We start from the raw sequence: 15,619 nt of genomic DNA, 5'->3' as shown, positions 1-15,619 counted from the left end.
GGGGCTGTGGGGGTCGTCCCCCACAGGTGACACGCCACACGCAACACCCCCGGGGCCGGTCGGCCCCGGGGTTCGGCTGACGCCGGTACCTGACACGGCCGGCGCAGGAAGGACAGACCATGCCCCAGCCCACGAAGGGCGCCCGCCTCGGCGGCAGCGCCGCGCACCAGCGGCTCATCCTCGCCAACCTGGCGACGGCGCTGTTCGAGCACGGCCGCATCACCACGACCGAGGCCAAGGCCCGCCGGGTCCGCCCGCTCGCGGAGAAGCTGATCACCAAGGCCAAGAAGGGCGACCTGCACAACCGTCGCCAGGTCGCGGCCGTGATCCGCGACAAGGGCGTGGTCCACGAGCTGTTCACCGAGATCGCGCCGCGGTTCGCGAACCGTCCGGGCGGCTACACCCGGATCACCAAGCTCGGGCCGCGCAAGGGCGACAACGCCCCGATGGCGGTCATCGAGCTGGTGCAGGAGCAGCTCGCCGCGTCCACCGGCACGGCCAAGCCCGCCGCCGAGGAGCCCGCCGAGGCCCCGGAGGCGACCGAGGCCGCCGCCGAGCCGACCGAGGCGCCCGCCGCCGAGGCCGACGAGACCGCCAAGTCCGAGTAATCGGCGCCCGCGCGACATGCGCGAAGGCCCGCCGTCCCGCTACGGGACGGCGGGCCTGATCTTTGCCACACTGGCCGCATGGTCAGGCCGAGGGAGTCGTCGTCACCGTGCCCGAACACGATCACCGGCCGCCGGGAGACCCGGCCGACATGACCGCCCTGGTGAGACTCCGGCTCGACCTCGGCTACGACGGGGCCGCGTTCGCGGGCTGGGCGCGCCAGCCGGGCCAGCGCACCGTGCAGGGCGTCATCGAGGACGCCCTGGGGCGCGCGCTGCGGCTCGACCCGCCGCCGATGCTGACCGTCGCGGGGCGCACCGACGCGGGCGTCCACGCGCGCGGGCAGGTCGCGCACGTGGTGCTGCCCGTCGCCGCGTACGGGACCGTCAGCGCGACGCTGCCGCGCCGCCTCGCCGGGCTGCTGCCCGCCGACGTCCGCGTGTGGCGGGTGTCGGTCGCGCCGGACGGGTTCGACGCCCGCTTCTCCGCGCTCGCCCGCCGCTACGCGTACCGCGTCTGCGACGACCCGGTCGGCGTCGATCCGCTGCGCCGCCACGACGTCCTGTGGCACCCCCGCCCGCTCGACGTGGACCGGATGAACGAGGCCGCCGCGCTCCTCACCGGCGAGCACGACTTCGCCGCGTACTGCCGCAAGCGCGAGGGCGCGACGACGATCCGCGAGCTGCAGACGCTGCGGTGGGAGCGGGTCGAGCCGCGCCTTGCGGTCGCGACCGTCGAGGCCGACGCGTTCTGCCACTCGATGGTGCGGGCGCTGGTCGGCGCGCTGCTGGCGGTCGGCGACGGCCGCCGCGAGCCGGACTGGCCGGGGCGCGTCCTCGCGGCGCGCGTCCGCGACTCGGCGGTGAACGTCGCCCCCGCGCACGGCCTGACGCTGGAGGAGGTCCGCTATCCGGACGCCGCGGGCCTCGCCGAACGCGCCCAACGCACGCGCCGCGTCCGGACGCTGGCCGCCTCCGCGCCGGAACCGTCCGCCGACGAGACCTGAACGCCCACGACGGGCCTCGCCGCAGCGACACCGGGATGGCTCGATGCTGCGTCCTGGGTGCTGCGGATCGGCGTGGCTCGGGATGGCGTGACGCGTCGTCGCGTTTGATTCGGCCGTCCGATGTACCCGCCGTGTCGGGACTAGGTGCCCGCCTGCTCGGCCGCGGACGGGGCTTGAGGATGCGTGATGCGGCCGTGCGTGTCGGTTCTGGTCGCGGGTGGTGACGCGGCGCCCCCGGCGCCGCGTCGTCGGATGGGTTACGCGCGGGCCTCGATGGGGCGGACGGCGTAGTCGATGAACTGGCGTGTCACCGTCTTGAGGTTCGGGCCGCCCGGGGCGGGGCGGCCCTTCGCGTACTGGGCGTAGGCGTAGATGATGTAGCGGCCGCGGACGGTCGCGGCGGCGTAGCCGCCCGCGCGGTCGATCTCGGTGGAGCGCTTGCCCTGCATGCCCCGGAACCACTCGTAGCGGCTCGGGTCCCCGGCGCGGCCCGCGCGCAGGGCGGCGGCCTTCGTCGGGAGGATCGCGACGCCCGTCGTCACGGCGACGGTGCGCTCCCGGTCGATGAACGTCGCCCGCACGACGCCCCGGCACTTCTCGTGGGCGAGGGCCGCGGCCATCGCGCCGCGCGCGGTGAGCGAGCAGTCGTGGTTGACCGACGAGCGGTCGCGCACGTAGGCGTGGCCGCCGAGCGTCACGGCGTTGGCGGGGAAGACCTCGATGAGCGCGAGCGGCCGGGGGTCGGTCTTCTCGGTGTCGATGCCGGACGGCGCGGTGGGCGCGGTCGGCGTGATCGGCGGCTGGCCGGAGACCGAGGGCGACGCGGCCGGGGACGCGGGCTTCGCCGACGCGGCCCGCTCCGGCGCGCCGTCGCCGCCGCCCGCGAGCGCGTATCCGGCCGCGCCGAGCACGATGACGGCCGCGACGCCGCCCGCCGCGAACAGCGTCGCGCGCCGCTTGTTCCCGCCGCGCGCGGGCGCGCCCGCGCCCTGTGCCATCGGCCCGGGACCGAACGGCGGCTGCGCCCCGCCGACGACGGCGGGCTGCGGGGCGGTGGCGTCCCGCTCGCCGCCGTCCGGCGCGAACCCGCCCGGCAGGAGATCACCCGCGTCGCCCGGCGGACGCCCGCCCGCGCCGCCCGGCGGAAGCGCGCCCGGGCGGTCGCCCACGCTGCCCGGCGGAAACACGCCGGGGCGGTCGCCCGCGCTGCCCGGCGGAAGCGCGCCGGGGTGGTTGCCGACGCTGCCCGGCGGAAACCCGTCCGGACGGTCGCCCGCGCTGCCTGGAGCGAGGGCGCTTGTGCCCGCAGCGCCGGGCGGGAGGCCGTTCGCCGGAGGGTTGCCCGCGCCGGTCAGCGGCGCGCCCTTCGGAGGGCTGTTCGCCGGAAGGCCGCCCGCGCCGGGCCGTTCACCGGGCGGGAGGTCGTTGGGCGGCGAGGTCGATGCGGGACCGCCCGCGTCCACGAGCCCGTTGCCCGGTGAGGACGCGTCCGCGTTGGAGGACGCGAGGTCGTCCGTGCTGATGGGCGGGCCGTCCACCGCGGTGTCGTCGGCGTCGAAGGGGCGGCCGCCCGGTGATCCGGTTCCCCGGGGGGATTCACGCTCGTCGGGGACCAGGTCCTCCGGCGGCAGGGGCGCCGGGCGCGACCGGGCCGCGCCGCCGAAGGCGGTGGGCGGCTTGGCGGCGGCCTCGGGGAGCGGGAGCGTTCCCGAGGCGGGCGGCGTGATGCCGGGCGGGATGATCGCGTCGGGCTGGAGGACGGGGGCCGCGGAGTCGTCGGCGGCGTCCGGCTCGTCGTCGCCGGGCGGCGTGGGACGCGGCACCGCGCCCCGCGCGACGAGCCGGTCGGACGGGGCCGAGCCCGGCTCGCCGCCCGCGCCGGGTCGTCCGGTCTTCCGGCCGGACGCATCGTCGGCCGCGTCGGGTCGGCCGGTTTTCCCGCCGGACGCGTCCTCCGCGGCATCGGGTCGACCGGCTTCCCGGCTGAACGCGTCCTGGGCGGCGCCAGGTCGGTCGCGCAGCGCGGCCTTGCCGGACCCGCCCTCGGCGTCGTCCGTGGCGAACGCGTCGGGCAGGGCTTCCTCGCCGGGTTCGCCGCCCGGGCCGGTCGCGCCGGGCAGGGCTTCCCCGCCGGGTTCGCCGCCCGGGCCGGTCGCGCCGGGGCGGGTTCCGGCGGCGGGCCGGTCGAGGTCGTCGGTTTCGTCGGTTTCGGGTGGGGCGGGAGCGGTCTCCTGGCCGGGCTCGGCCTCCGGCTCGTCGGAGGCCCACCAGGGCTTGTGCAAGCCGAACGCACGGACGCGCAGGTCCGGCGAGTCCTGCTCGCCGTCGCCCGCGGCGGGGGCCCGTCCGTCGTTAGATCCAGACATAGCCAGACAGGGTATTCACAATGCTCAACCGTTGAAGGGTTTGCCTTCGGTTTCCCGGTAGGCGAGCGCGAACCCGAGGCCGCCGCTCTTGACGACCTGCTGCCCGAACGCCGCGACGACCTTGTCGTACGCGGCGGCGATCTTCTTGCCGTCCGGCCGCTGCACCCACGTCAGGACGAGGTAGTGCCCCTTGACCTGCGCGCTGCCGAGCGCCTCGCCCTTGCCGTTCTTGGCGGTGACGCCGGTGCCGGGCAGCGCCGTCAGATGCGCCGACTTGGCGGCGGCGGCCTTGGCTGCGTACCGCGCGGCCTTCTCCGAGCGCAGGTTGAGGACGCCGACGGTCCCGATGAGCTTGCCGTCCTTGCGCGCGTACGTGGCGCGGAGGCCCTGGCTGCACCCGGCCTTCTTCAGCGCCGCGACGAACGCCGCCCCCGTGACGCCGGCGGCGCACGATCCCGAGCGGACGGCCGTCCGGAGGTACTTCTGGCCGCCGCCGGTGAACGACTTCTTCCCGAACGCCTCGCGCAGCGTCAGCGGCTTGGGGTCGGTGGCGCGGCTCCGGAGCTTGACCGGCTCCAGCGGCGGGACGGTCGGCGTGACCTTGGCGGTCGGCCGCGTGGCCGTCTGCGCGGCGGCCTTGCGCGGCGCGGGCTTGTCGTCGTCGCTCTTGAGCATGGACGAGCCGAAGAACCCGGCGGCGACGAGGACCAGCCCGGCCGCCGCCGACCCGGCGACGACGAGCGGCGTGCGGCCCCGCCCGGACGGACGGCCGGGGGCGGGCACGGGCGCGTCGTCGGGGTGCCCGAAGCCGCCGAACGCGGGCGGCTCGGCCGGGCCGCCGGACTCGGGACCGTCCGGGACGCCGCCGGTGAAGCCGCCGGACGGGACGCGCTGCGTGCGCGTCGCCTGGCCCGCGACGGGCGTCCCGAGCCCTTCGTCGAAGCCGCCGTCGAACCCGTCGCCCGGCGCACCGAACGGCGGCGCGAGCGGGGTGCCCGTGGTAGGCGGGCTCGTGGTGGGCGGACTCGCCGCGGGGGCGCCGAAGGACGCCGTCGGCCCGCTCGCCGGACGCCCGTCGAACGGCGCCGTCGCGCCGAACGGATCGTCGGTCGCGGGCGCCTCGCCGCCGGTGCCGTGGGGCGCCGCGAGGGGCCGCCGCGGACCGGCGCCGAACGCCTCGGCGGGCGTCGCGCGGTCCGGAGCGCGGTCGTCGGCGGCGCCGTGATCACCCGGGTAACCCATGCCGGTGACCCTACTCGAAGCGTGCCGCCGGACGGGTCCGAACCGGGGGGACGCGGCCGCCCGCACCCCTCATGACCAGCCGAAATCCTGCGTCCACCAGGGCCCGCCGGGCCCCGTCGCCATCCCCACGCCGATGCTGCGCAGCCCGCAGTTGAGGATGTTCGCGCGGTGCCCGGGACTGTGCATCCAGCCGTCGACGACGGCCCGCGCGGTGGGGAAGCCGCGGGCGATGTTCTCCGCGCCGGGGGCGGCGTTGCCCGCGCGGCGGATGCGCTGCCACGGCGACTCGCCGTCGCGCGAGTCGTGGCCGAAGTAGTTGTGCGCGGCCATGTCGGCGGAGTGGGCGCGGGCGGCGCGGCGCAGGGCCGGGTCGACGCGCAGCGCCGGGCAGCCCGCCTTGGCACGTTCCCGGTTGGTGAGGACGACCGCGGCGGCCTCGGCGTCCGCCGCCGGGACGCGCGGCGCGGCCGGGGTGGCGGGCGCGCGCGGGGTGCGGCGCGGGCCGTTCGGCCGCGTCGCCCGCTCGTCGGCCGTCCCGGCGGACGAGGTCACGGACGGCCGCGCGGACGCCCCGCGCCGCGCCGCGTGCGAGGAGGACGCCGCGTCGGGCCCGCCCGGCCGCACGGTGTCGGCCGCGGCGGGTTCGGGCCCCGGGTCGAGGACGGCGACCGGCACGGGCCCGCCGCGCGGGGTCAGCACGGCGCGGTCGAGGGCGACGCCGAGGGCGAGCGCGAGGCCCGCGCTGGTGACGGACGTCGCGATCATCCCGGCGCGGCGGCGGCGCGGACGCCGCGGCTGGCGCGGGGAGGGCAGCGGTGGCTCCCGGGGGGCGGGCCGGACGGGGCCGACGATGGACCGGTCGCGCGGACTCTACCGCGCGCGAAGTTGAAAAGTCAGGGTTTCTGTCGGATTAGTCTGTGCAGGAAGGCGGCCGGTTCCGGGGCCGCGGCGGGCGGCGCGCCGGGCCCGTCCCGCCCGCTTTGACGGGCTCCGGCCGGGGCGGATACCCTGGGAGGCCGTGGTATGTGTCGAGGCCCGTCTGTAGGGTACGAACGCGGCCGGTGCCGGTACACCGCACGATCCTGGCGTGGACCGTCTCGCCGCGAGCGCCATGTCGGACTCTTTTCCGGTCTGCCTGGCGGGCACTGCCGCCGCAAGGCGTCCACCCGTCATTCCCGGGGTGGACGGAGGATCGAACGCAAGCCGACAAGGAAACGAAGGTCTACGACCGTGCGCACGTACACCCCTAAGCCCGCCGACGTGCAGCGTCAGTGGCACGTCATCGACGCGACCGACGTCGTGCTCGGGCGGCTCGCGAGCCAGGCCGCGCAGCTCCTGCGCGGCAAGCACAAGCCGATCTACGCGCCGCACCTCGACACCGGTGACTTCGTCATCATCGTCAACGCGGACAAGGTCGCGCTGTCGGGCAACAAGCGCGAGCAGAAGCGCGCCTACCGGCACTCCGGCTACCCGGGCGGCCTCCGCTCGATCTCCTACGGCGACCTGCTGGAGAAGAACCCGGCCAAGGCCGTCGAGAAGGCGATCAAGGGCATGCTGCCCAAGAACACCCTCGGCCGCCAGATGTTCGGCAAGGTCAAGGTCTACGCCGGTCCGGAGCACCCGCACCAGGCGCAGAAGCCGGTCCCGTTCGAGATCAAGCAGATCTCGCAGTAACACCCCGCAGCACAACAGGAAACAGCGGCCGCCGGGGCACCCGACTGGGTCCGCCGCCCTGGCCAGAAGACTTCCCTAGGAGAAACGTGACCGAGCAGTCCGGCATCGAGACGCCCGCCGAGGGCGCCGAGTTCGACTCGTACGAAGACGCGCCGTCGGAGTACAGCACCGAGACCCCCGAGGGCGCCGACGCCGGCTTCCTCGGCCAGCCCGTCGCCACCGGCCCCGCCGCCGGCACCGGCCGCCGCAAGCAGGCCATCGCCCGCGTCCGGATCGTGCCCGGCACCGGCAAGTGGACGATCAACGGCCGCACGCTGGACCAGTACTTCCCGAACAAGGTCCACCAGCAGATCGTGAACGAGCCGTTCGTCCTGCTCGGCCTCGAAGACCAGTTCGACGTGCTCGTGCGCGTGTCCGGCGGCGGCACCACCGGCCAGGCCGGTGCGCTGCGCCTCGGCATCTCCCGCGCCCTGCAGTTCGCCAACATCGAGCACCGCCCCGCGCTGAAGAAGGCGGGCTTCCTCACCCGCGACGCGCGCGTTCCCGAGCGGAAGAAGGCCGGTCTCAAGAAGGCCCGCAAGGCGCCGCAGTACAGCAAGCGCTAACCACTACCCTTGCGCAGTGGGATTTGATCGCGCGGGGTGGCCGGAGCCGTGCTCCGGCCGCCCCGCGCGGTTTTTTTTCGTCTTTTCCGGGAGTTGAATCGTGGGTCGTCTGTTCGGGACCGATGGCGTGCGCGGGCTGGCCAACCGCGACCTGACCGCGCCGCTGGCCCTGGACCTGTCCGTCGCGGCGGCGCGGGTCCTGGCCGAGGCGGGCGCGTTCGAGGGGCACCGGCCGACGGCGGTGGTCGGCCGCGACCCGCGCGCATCCGGCGAGTTCCTGGAGGCGGCCGTCGTCGCCGGGCTCGCCTCGGCCGGGGTGGACGTGCTGCGGCTCGGCGTGCTGCCGACGCCCGCCGTCGCGCACCTCACCAGCGCCCTGGACGCCGACCTCGGCGTCATGCTGTCGGCGTCGCACAACCCCGCGCCCGACAACGGCATCAAGTTCTTCGACCGCAGCGGCTACAAGCTGGCCGACGAGATGGAGGACCGCATCGAGGCGGTCGTCGGCGGGGCGTGGGAGCCGCCGACCGGCGCGGGCGTCGGCCGCGTCCGGGACGCGTATGGAGCGGTCGAACAGTACGTCGCGCACCTGCTGTCCACGGTGCCGGTCTCGCTGGACGGGCTGCGCGTCGTCGTCGACTGCGCGCACGGCGCGGCCGCGACGGTCGCGCCGGAGGTGCTGCGCCGCGCGGGCGCGGACGTCGTGACGATCGGCGCGGCCCCCGACGGGCTCAACATCAACGAGGGCTGCGGCTCCACGCACCTGGACGCGCTGCGCGCCGCCGTCCGCGAGCACGGCGCGGACGCGGGCATCGCCCACGACGGCGACGCCGACCGCTGCCTGGCCGTCACCGCGTCCGGCGAGGACGTCGACGGCGACCAGATCATGGCGATCCTCGCGCTGGAGCTGCGCGCGGCGGGCCGCCTCGCCGCCGACACCGTCGTCGCGACGGTGATGTCGAACCTCGGGTTCAAGAACGCGATGCGCGACGCGGGGCTGAAGGTCGTCGAGACCGCGGTCGGGGACCGGTACGTGCTGGAGGCGATGAAGGAGCACGGGTACGTCTTCGGCGGGGAGCAGTCCGGCCACGTGATCATGCTGGACCACGCGACGACCGGCGACGGCGTGCTCACCGGGCTGCACCTGCTGTCGGCGGTGGCGCGCAGCGGGCGGCCGCTGGACGAGCTGGCCAAGGTCATGACGCGGCTGCCGCAGGTGCTGGTGAACGTCCGCGACGTGGACCGGACGCGCGCCAAGACGTCGCCGGAGGTCGCCGCGGCCGTCGCCGCCGCCGAGGCGGAGCTTGGCGACGGCGGGCGCGTGCTGATCCGGCCGAGCGGGACCGAGCCGATGGTGCGGGTGATGGTCGAGGCCCCGACGCACGACGAGGCGAAGGCGGTCGCGGACCGCCTCGCGGAGGTCGTCCGCAGCGCTCTGGGTTGATTGCAGCCCAAGCCAAGCCGCTCGCCTGGCGGCTCGCGGCTTACCTGGCCTGCGTGCGAGTGCGGCGTCGCTTCGCGACCTGCCGGGCGGGGCTCGCCTTCGGCGTCGCCCGGCCCGGCAGGTCACGCACTCGCGTCTCGGTCGGCCGTCGCCGCGTCAGTCCGTGATCTCCAGTTTGCCGATGCGCAGGTGCTCGATGTCGACCGTGCCCGCCTCCAGCGCGGCGATCACCGCGCGCTTGACCGTGAGGCGGCCGATCGCGAGCGCGCCCACCGCGACCGCGCCGACCACCAGCGAGCCGAGCGCGACGGACCCGAGCCCGCTGCCGAGCCGGAGCGCGACGCCCGTCGCGCTCGCGCCGGTCACCTGCGCGCCGAGGGCGCGCGCGCCGACGGCCCGCTCGGTGCGGACCCGCGGCCGCTCCTCCGCCGGTTCGCCGGACGTGCCTGATTCGTTCTGCTCGCTCATGATCCCCAGACTAGGGTCGCGGGATCAGCAGCGGCCGAGGAACCCTTCAAGCGCGTCGTGGTCCGCCTTGGTCACCGGTAGGACGTACTTGTCCGCGACCATCACGTACTTCACGCCGTACGCGCACTGGTACGCCTGCTGCGGCTTCCACTCGGACGGCCCCTTGTCGCTCTTCTCCCGGTTCGGCGGGCCCCAGACGGCGAGCAGGTTGCTCAGGTCGTTCGCGAACTCCTGGCGGCGGCTCGCGGGCCAGCCGGACGCGCCCATGCGCCACGCGAGCGCGAGCGGGTAGACGTGGTCGATCTGCACCTCGCTGGCCTTGGCCTTGGTGAACTCGATCGTCCGCCCGCTGTAGGGGTCCTTGAGCCGACCCGACAGGACCTTGCACTTGCCGTCGCGCTTGATGTTCGTGAGGTCGCGCGCGAGGACGTCGTTGCGCTGGTCGCACCCGTCGTGGTCGGTGTCCTTCCAGCGGACGCCGAACTTGCTCCGCGAGTACCCCGAGTGGTTCCCCTGCTCCTTCGTCCGCAGGGACCGGAGTTTGGTCCTGGCCTCCGCGACCTGGTCCTTCGGGGGCGTCCACTCGTTCGCGGCCTTCGCCGGCGTGCCGCCGCGCGCCGCCGTCTCGCCGGTGCCCGACCCGTTCGAGCAGCCCGCCGCGAGGGCCGCCACCGCGATCACCGTGATGACCGCGTTCCGCTTCAGCGGTTCCGTCACCATGCTCACCACCTTCGTTCTGGCCACACCCGTTCCCGGCGCTCACGCACGGTAAGAGGGACCGGCGGACGTCGTGGCGCGCGGGACACCCTGCCCTGACCTCGCGGCACGATCATGGCCCAGTGCGCCGGGAGTCGCATCCCGGGTCATCCGGGAGGCAGACCTTCGGACCGCCCGATTCGGCCGAACGGGTGACGCGCCGCGCCGCCCGGACCCGTTAGGTTCGGGCGCATGCCGATCATCGCCACCCAGGGACTGACGATGCGGTTCCCCCGGGTGACCGCCCTGGACGACCTCGACGTCTCCGTCGACGCGGGCGTCGTCGGACTCGTCGGCGCGAACGGCGCCGGGAAGTCCACGCTCATCAAGATCCTGCTCGGACTGCTGCCGCCCACGTCGGGCCGCGCGTCCGTCCTCGGCCTCGACATCGCCCGCGAAGGAGCGGCCATCCGCGAACGCGTCGGGTTCATGCCCGAGTACGACTGCCTGCCGCCGGACGTGTCCGCGACCGAGTTCGTCGTCCACATGGCCCGGATGTGCGGGCTGCCGCCGGGCGCGGCCCGCGAGCGCTCCGCCGACGTGCTGCGCCACGTCGGGCTGTACGAGGAGCGCTACCGCCCGATGGGCGGCTACTCGACCGGCATGAAGCAGAAGGTCAAGCTGGCGCAGGCGCTCGTCCACGACCCGAAGCTGGTGTTCCTCGACGAGCCGACCAACGGCCTCGACCCGGCCGGGCGCGACGAGATGCTCGCGCTGATCCGCCGCATCGGGGCGGAGTTCGGGATCAGCGTGCTGGTCACCTCGCACCTGCTCGGCGAGCTGGAGCGGGTCTGCGACCACGTCGTCATCATCGACGGCGGCAAGCTGCTGCGCTCGCAGGCCGTCGCGGCGTTCACCGCCAAGAGCGGCGCGCTGACCGTCGAGGTCGAGGACGGGCGGGACGCGCTCGGCGAGCACCTGCACGCGCGCGGCGTCGCGGTGCGGCCCGAGGGGCGCGGCCTCGTCATCGACATCGCGGGCGAGGAGACCTACGACCTGATCCGCGACGGCGTCGCGGACCTCGGCCTGCGCCTGATCCGGCTGGAGCAGCGCCGCCACCACATCGAGGAGGTGTTCACCGCGTGAGCACGAGCACGAGCACGATCCACGACATCGGCTACCGCCACTACGACGGGCCGCGGCTCGGCGCGGGGTACCTCGTCCGGTCCCTGTACGTCCACAACCTGCGGGCGGCGTGGGGGCTCGGCCGGCCGGCGCGCGCGAAGATCATGCCGTTCCTGCTGGCGGCGGCGGTGGTCGCCCCGGCCGCGATGGACGTCGGGGCCGCGCTGATCACCAAGCGGTCCGAGCTGCTGTGGCCGTACGCGGGGTACGCGTTCAACGTCCAGGTCATCCTGGCGATCTTCGTGGCGTCGCAGGCGCCGGTGCTGGCCTCGCGGGAGCTGCGGTTCCACGTCGTGCCGCTGTACTTCTCGCGGCCGATCGCGCCGCTGCCGTTCGTCCTGGCGAAGTTCGCCGCGATGGCGACGGCGGTGCTCGCGATGACGGGCGTGCCGGTGCTCGTCCTGTACGTCGGCGGGCTGATCGCCAAGATGCCGCATCCGGGCACCGAGCTGCTGCACTTCCTCGCGGCGCTCGTCGGGTGCGTCCTGTACGCGCTGGTCCTCGCGGCGATCGGGACGGGCGTCGCGGCGCTCACGCCCCGGCGCGGGTTCGGCGTCACGGCGGTCATCGCGGTGTTCCTGCTGACGAGCGCGATCGTCACGCTCGTGCAGAACATCGCGGAGGCGCAGACGAACTTCGCGGCGGCGAAGGCGATGGGGTTCTTCGCGCCGTTCAACCTGGTCGACATCGTGCAGGTGCGGCTGCTCGGCGCGGAGCCGACCGCGTCGGACGTCCCGTCCGGCGTGGGCGGCGGGCTGCTGGCGCTGGTGCTGTGCGCGCTGGTCGTCGCGGGCGGGCTGCTGGTGCTGCACCGCCGGTTCCGGAAGGCGGGCCTGTCGTGAGCGAGCTGAAGCTGACGGACGTGTCGCGCTGGTACGGCAACGTCGTCGCCGTCAACGGCGTGACGATGACGATCGGGCCGGGCGTGACCGGGCTCCTCGGCCCCAACGGCGCCGGGAAGTCCACGCTGATCCACATGATGGGCGGGTTCCTCGCGCCGTCCTCCGGCACGGCCGTGCTGGACGGCGCGCCGATCTGGAAGAACCAGGACGTCTACCGGCATCTCGGGCTCGTCCCGGAGCCGGAGACGGCGTACGACTTCCTGACCGGGCGGCAGTTCGTCCTGGCGATGGCGAAGCTGCACAAGCTGGCCGACCCGGGCGCTGCGGCCGAGCGGGCGCTGGCGCGCGTCGAGATGCAGCCCGCCGCGGACCGGACGATCGGCACGTACTCCAAGGGGATGAAGCAGCGGATCAAGATGGCGTCCGCGCTCGTCCACGACCCCGCCGTCCTGCTGCTGGACGAGCCGTTCAACGGCATGGACCCGCGGCAGCGCCTCCAGCTCATGGAGGTCATCCGGCAGATGGCCGCCGAGGGCCGCACGATCCTGTTCTCCTCGCACATCCTGGAGGAGGTCGAGCGGCTCGCCGGGCACATCGAGGTGATCATCGCCGGGCGGCACGCGGCGTCCGGCGACTTCCGCGAGATCCGGCGGCTGATGACCGACCGGCCGCACCTGTTCACGGTGCGGTCCGCCGACGACCGGGTGCTCGCGGCGGCCATCATCGCCGACGGGTCGGCGCGCAGCGTCCGGCTCGGCGCGGACGGGCTGGAGGTCGAGGCGGTGGACTTCGCCCGCTTCACCTGGCTGCTGCCGCGCCTGGCGCGGGACGCGGGGGTCCGCCTCTGGGAGGTCTCCCCGTCCGACGAGTCCCTTGAAAGCGTCTTCTCCTACCTGGTGGACCGGTGAACTCGACCATCGCGATGATCACGTACCGGGCGATGCTGGGGCGGCGCCGGGCGCTGCTGCTGTTCGTCCTGCCGCTGCTGCTGCTCGTCCTCGCGGCGGTGCTGCGGGTGACCGGCAACGCCGACCTGGACACCACGACCAACGTGCTGGCGGTCGCGGTGAGCACGCTGCTGCCGCTGCTCGCGCTGATCGCGGGCACCGGGGTGATCGGCCCGGAGATCGACGACGGGCAGATCATGTACGTCCTCACCAAGCCGATCTCGCGGACGTCGGTGCTGGTCACCAAGCTCGCGGTCGCGTTCTCGCTGGTGGTCGCCTTCGCGGTGGTCCCCGGCCTGCTCGCGGGGCTGATCATGAGCGGCACGACGGCGGGCGTCGCCCCGGCGTTCGGCGCGGCGCTGCTCGTCGGCGCGGCGGCCTACACGCCGATCTTCACGGCGCTGGCCGTCGCCAGCCGCAACGCGGTCACGATCGGCCTGCTGTACGCGCTGGTGTGGGAGACGCTGTTCAGCGGGCTGGCGCCCGGCGCGGGCGCGGTGTCGGTGCAGCAGTGGTCCCTGGCGGTGGCGGACGCGCTGACCTCGGCGCACCAGGTGGACTCGACGGTGAGCCTGGGCGCGGCGATCCCGCTGCTGCTCGTCGCGGCGGTCGGCGGGACGTTCCTGGGCGCGGCCCGGCTGCGCACCCTGACCATCGCCGGGGCGGAATGACCCGCCGGGCGGGCGCGACCGCTCCCGCACCCGCCCCGCACGGCGGTCAGCCCTCCACCCGGACCGACGCGCACAGGCGCGGAAACGCCGCGACAAGCACGACCACCGCGACCGCGATCCCCGCATCCACCCCGACGCCCGCCCACAACCCGACCGGCAACCCGACGCCGCCCCGCGCGCCAAGCCCCTGACCCGCAGACCGCCGCCCAAGCCCCGGCCGTCGTCGGCCGTTCGGGAAGCCGGGCCATCCGTGTGGCATGGGCTGCGTCGGACTGCGCGCGGGGGAGAGATCGACGCCTAGGCCCGGCCGCCGTTGGCCGGGAAGTAGCACGTCCGTATGGCAGCGCAGCGTCGGTCTGTGCGCGGGGAGATCAGGTTGTGATCGGTTCGGGGCTCGGCGGTGTGGGTGCGGCCGCCAGGATTGGCGGGTGCTTCCCGGTCCCTGGTCGACGCGCGCCGCCGCGGTGTTCGTGTACGTCGGGTTGGTGCTGCCCGATGTCTTGGTCTTCCTCGTCCTGCTGCTGGGCTTCGCGGCGCTGGGCTGGACGGCGCTGTCGGCGCACGGCTACCTGGCCGTCGTCCTGGCGGCCATCGCCGCGTGCATTCTGCTGGGCGGCGTCGTCCCGCGGGGTATCGGGCTGGCCCGCCGGTTGCGGGTGCCGCTCGGGACCGCCGGGCTGCCGGTGACGGCGGACGACGAGCCGGAGCTGTGGGCGGCGGTCCGCGCGTCGGCCGCCCGCCGCGGGCTGGCCCCGCCGGACCGGATCGAGCTGACGCCGGACGAACAGATCTGGGCGCACCGGCTGCGCGACGGCACGAACATACTCCGCATCGGCATGAGCATCCTCGAACTGGTCGATCGCGGGGTGCTCGTGCGGCTCGCGGCCCACGAGACGGCCCACCTCGCCCAGCGCGGCTTCCGCGCGTACGGTTACCTCCACGCCTTCGAGCACGAGATCGACAAGCGTGCGGCGGCGCGGCGCGGCTTGGTCCGGCGGTGGCTGTGCGGCCTGTGCCAGTGGCCGGCTCTGCGGCTCGCTGAGGCTTTCTCCAGGCGGTATGAGACCGACGCGGATCGGGCCGCGGGTGGGCCGCGCCGCGCGGACATCGCGGAGTTCGTGCTCACCTCGTTCATCGAGGATCGCTTCGCCCGAATGTTCCTCGTCCCGCTCTGGCGAGTGGGCCGCCGTCCCGACACGTTGTTCGCCGGACTGGCCGCGATGGCCGCCGATCCGGGCTTCGCTGCGGACAAGGCGGCCCTGCGCGTACGCGTCGACGTCCTCCTCGACGAGCAGCAGCCCTGGCAGCGCGCCCGCTGGACCACCCCGCCACTCCCGGATGACGAGCCGGACGAGCCCGCGCGGTCGCTGTTGCGCGACCCCGCCGCGATCGACCGGGAACTGGAGCCCTACCTCGACCACTTCATCGACAAGGAATGGACGAAGCTCAAGCCGGTGAGCTGGGACCGCGTCTGGTCGGACGTGTTCATCCCGGCGACGGCGCGCACCGCCCGCGCGCTCCCCGGCGGCCTCGGCGCGGCCCTGGACGACCTTGGGGCGGGCCGCTCCCGGCGCTCATGGCTCCAACGCGCGGTGACCCGCCAGGGCGTGAGCCTCCAAGGAGCACTGCGCGCCGCCATCCAGATGGAGATCGTGGGCCGGTGCAACGGCCGCTGGGCGACCTCCTGGGCGAACGGTCTGGGGGTCGAGTGGCCCGGGAGGCCGGTGGACGAGCTGGTCGACCTGGCGCTGACCGATCCCGCCGCCGTCCGTGCCGAGCTGGGCATCGTCCAGGCGGGGCGGTCGGGCGCGCGCTGGAGGGCCGGGGCGTGAGCGGGGCGGCCGTCCGGGCGGCGATTTCAGGGCGG

15 protein-coding genes are annotated in these 15,619 nt (G+C 74.7%); 10 read left to right on the top strand and 5 right to left on the bottom strand.

The genetic code is table 11. From position 1 onward, the window contains the following. Positions 1 to 119: 119 nt before the first annotated feature. Complete coding sequence (gene rplQ, locus G339_RS0118560) at positions 120 to 608, top strand: 50S ribosomal protein L17 (protein ID WP_019632581.1); 489 nt, start codon at positions 120 to 122, stop codon at positions 606 to 608. Between the two features lie 149 nt (positions 609 to 757). After that, entirely contained in the window at positions 758 to 1,612 is an 855-nt protein-coding gene (truA, locus tag G339_RS0118555) for a tRNA pseudouridine(38-40) synthase TruA (protein ID WP_019632580.1), read from the top strand. A gap of 257 nt (positions 1,613 to 1,869) precedes the next feature. On the opposite strand, the gene G339_RS0118550 is transcribed toward truA, so the two are convergent. The 3 genes from G339_RS0118550 to G339_RS36895 all read right to left on the bottom strand — a co-directional run bounded on the left by G339_RS0118550 (position 1,870) and on the right by G339_RS36895 (position 5,985). After that, positions 1,870 to 3,978 (bottom strand): hypothetical protein, encoded by a 2,109-nt coding sequence (locus tag G339_RS0118550; protein ID WP_026341572.1) that lies wholly within the window; start codon positions 3,976 to 3,978, stop codon positions 1,870 to 1,872. A 24-nt stretch (positions 3,979 to 4,002) separates the two neighbouring features. Further along, positions 4,003 to 5,220, bottom strand: a complete 1,218-nt coding sequence (locus tag G339_RS0118545) for a hypothetical protein (RefSeq protein WP_019632579.1) — start codon at positions 5,218 to 5,220, stop codon at positions 4,003 to 4,005. A gap of 69 nt (positions 5,221 to 5,289) precedes the next feature. Next, entirely contained in the window at positions 5,290 to 5,985 is a 696-nt protein-coding gene (locus G339_RS36895) for a CAP domain-containing protein (RefSeq protein ID WP_019632578.1), read from the bottom strand. Between the two features lie 465 nt (positions 5,986 to 6,450). Between G339_RS36895 and rplM the strand changes: the two genes are divergently transcribed. From rplM to glmM, 3 genes are all read left to right on the top strand, one after another. After that, entirely contained in the window at positions 6,451 to 6,894 is a 444-nt protein-coding gene (gene rplM, locus G339_RS0118535) for a 50S ribosomal protein L13 (RefSeq protein WP_019632577.1), read from the top strand. An 86-nt stretch (positions 6,895 to 6,980) separates the two neighbouring features. After that, on the top strand, positions 6,981 to 7,499 hold the full coding sequence (gene rpsI / locus G339_RS0118530; RefSeq protein ID WP_019632576.1) for a 30S ribosomal protein S9: 519 nt from the start codon (positions 6,981 to 6,983) through the stop codon (positions 7,497 to 7,499). A 100-nt stretch (positions 7,500 to 7,599) separates the two neighbouring features. Beyond that, the gene (gene glmM, locus G339_RS0118525; RefSeq protein ID WP_026341571.1) at positions 7,600 to 8,943 is read left to right on the top strand and encodes a phosphoglucosamine mutase; all 1,344 of its coding nucleotides are present in this window, start codon (positions 7,600 to 7,602) and stop codon (positions 8,941 to 8,943) included. A 156-nt stretch (positions 8,944 to 9,099) separates the two neighbouring features. Here glmM and G339_RS0118520 read toward each other — a convergent pair whose 3' ends face one another. Both G339_RS0118520 and G339_RS0118515 read right to left on the bottom strand, forming a co-directional pair. Continuing rightward, a complete protein-coding gene (locus G339_RS0118520; RefSeq protein ID WP_019632574.1) occupies positions 9,100 to 9,411 on the bottom strand; it encodes a hypothetical protein in 312 nt (103 codons plus the stop codon). 24 nt (positions 9,412 to 9,435) lie between these two features. Further along, positions 9,436 to 10,131, bottom strand: a complete 696-nt coding sequence (locus G339_RS0118515) for an HNH endonuclease family protein (protein WP_019632573.1) — start codon at positions 10,129 to 10,131, stop codon at positions 9,436 to 9,438. A gap of 228 nt (positions 10,132 to 10,359) precedes the next feature. Between G339_RS0118515 and G339_RS34325 the strand changes: the two genes are divergently transcribed. The 5 genes from G339_RS34325 to G339_RS0118485 all read left to right on the top strand — a co-directional run bounded on the left by G339_RS34325 (position 10,360) and on the right by G339_RS0118485 (position 15,584). Beyond that, positions 10,360 to 11,253, top strand: coding sequence for an ABC transporter ATP-binding protein (locus G339_RS34325; protein ID WP_019632572.1), 894 nt, complete (start codon positions 10,360 to 10,362; stop codon positions 11,251 to 11,253). After that, the gene (locus tag G339_RS0118505) at positions 11,250 to 12,134 is read left to right on the top strand and encodes an ABC transporter permease (protein ID WP_019632571.1); all 885 of its coding nucleotides are present in this window, start codon (positions 11,250 to 11,252) and stop codon (positions 12,132 to 12,134) included. The genes G339_RS34325 and G339_RS0118505 overlap by 4 nt, the downstream gene beginning before the upstream one ends. Beyond that, positions 12,131 to 13,042, top strand: a complete 912-nt coding sequence (locus G339_RS0118500) for an ABC transporter ATP-binding protein (RefSeq protein ID WP_019632570.1) — start codon at positions 12,131 to 12,133, stop codon at positions 13,040 to 13,042. The genes G339_RS0118505 and G339_RS0118500 overlap by 4 nt, the downstream gene beginning before the upstream one ends. Next, a complete protein-coding gene (locus tag G339_RS0118495; RefSeq protein WP_019632569.1) occupies positions 13,039 to 13,752 on the top strand; it encodes an ABC transporter permease in 714 nt (237 codons plus the stop codon). Before G339_RS0118500 ends, G339_RS0118495 begins: the two co-directional genes overlap by 4 nt. A 428-nt stretch (positions 13,753 to 14,180) precedes the next feature. Further along, on the top strand, positions 14,181 to 15,584 hold the full coding sequence (locus G339_RS0118485) for a M48 family metalloprotease (RefSeq protein ID WP_026341570.1): 1,404 nt from the start codon (positions 14,181 to 14,183) through the stop codon (positions 15,582 to 15,584). Positions 15,585 to 15,619: the final 35 nt, after the last annotated feature.

Origin of the sequence: Actinomadura atramentaria DSM 43919, from assembly GCF_000381885.1 — a bacterium.
GTDB classification, from domain to species: domain Bacteria; phylum Actinomycetota; class Actinomycetes; order Streptosporangiales; family Streptosporangiaceae; genus Spirillospora; species Spirillospora atramentaria.
The sequence above is the reverse complement of the archived record's forward strand: the minus strand, read 5'-3'. Positions and strand labels throughout refer to the sequence as shown.

Bases quoted from the DNA above. Each gene is read 5' to 3' on its own strand.
- rplQ (WP_019632581.1), top strand. From the start codon at position 120: ATGCCCCAGCCCACGAAGGGCGCCCGCCTCGGCGGCAGCGCCGCGCAC.
- truA (WP_019632580.1), top strand. From the start codon at position 758: ATGACCGCCCTGGTGAGACTCCGGCTCGACCTCGGCTACGACGGGGCC.
- G339_RS0118550 (WP_026341572.1), bottom strand. From the start codon at position 3,978: ATGTCTGGATCTAACGACGGACGGGCCCCCGCCGCGGGCGACGGCGAG.
- G339_RS0118545 (WP_019632579.1), bottom strand. From the start codon at position 5,220: ATGGGTTACCCGGGTGATCACGGCGCCGCCGACGACCGCGCTCCGGAC.
- G339_RS36895 (WP_019632578.1), bottom strand. From the start codon at position 5,985: ATGATCGCGACGTCCGTCACCAGCGCGGGCCTCGCGCTCGCCCTCGGC.
- G339_RS0118520 (WP_019632574.1), bottom strand. From the start codon at position 9,411: ATGAGCGAGCAGAACGAATCAGGCACGTCCGGCGAACCGGCGGAGGAG.
- G339_RS0118515 (WP_019632573.1), bottom strand. From the start codon at position 10,131: ATGGTGACGGAACCGCTGAAGCGGAACGCGGTCATCACGGTGATCGCG.
- G339_RS34325 (WP_019632572.1), top strand. From the start codon at position 10,360: ATGCCGATCATCGCCACCCAGGGACTGACGATGCGGTTCCCCCGGGTG.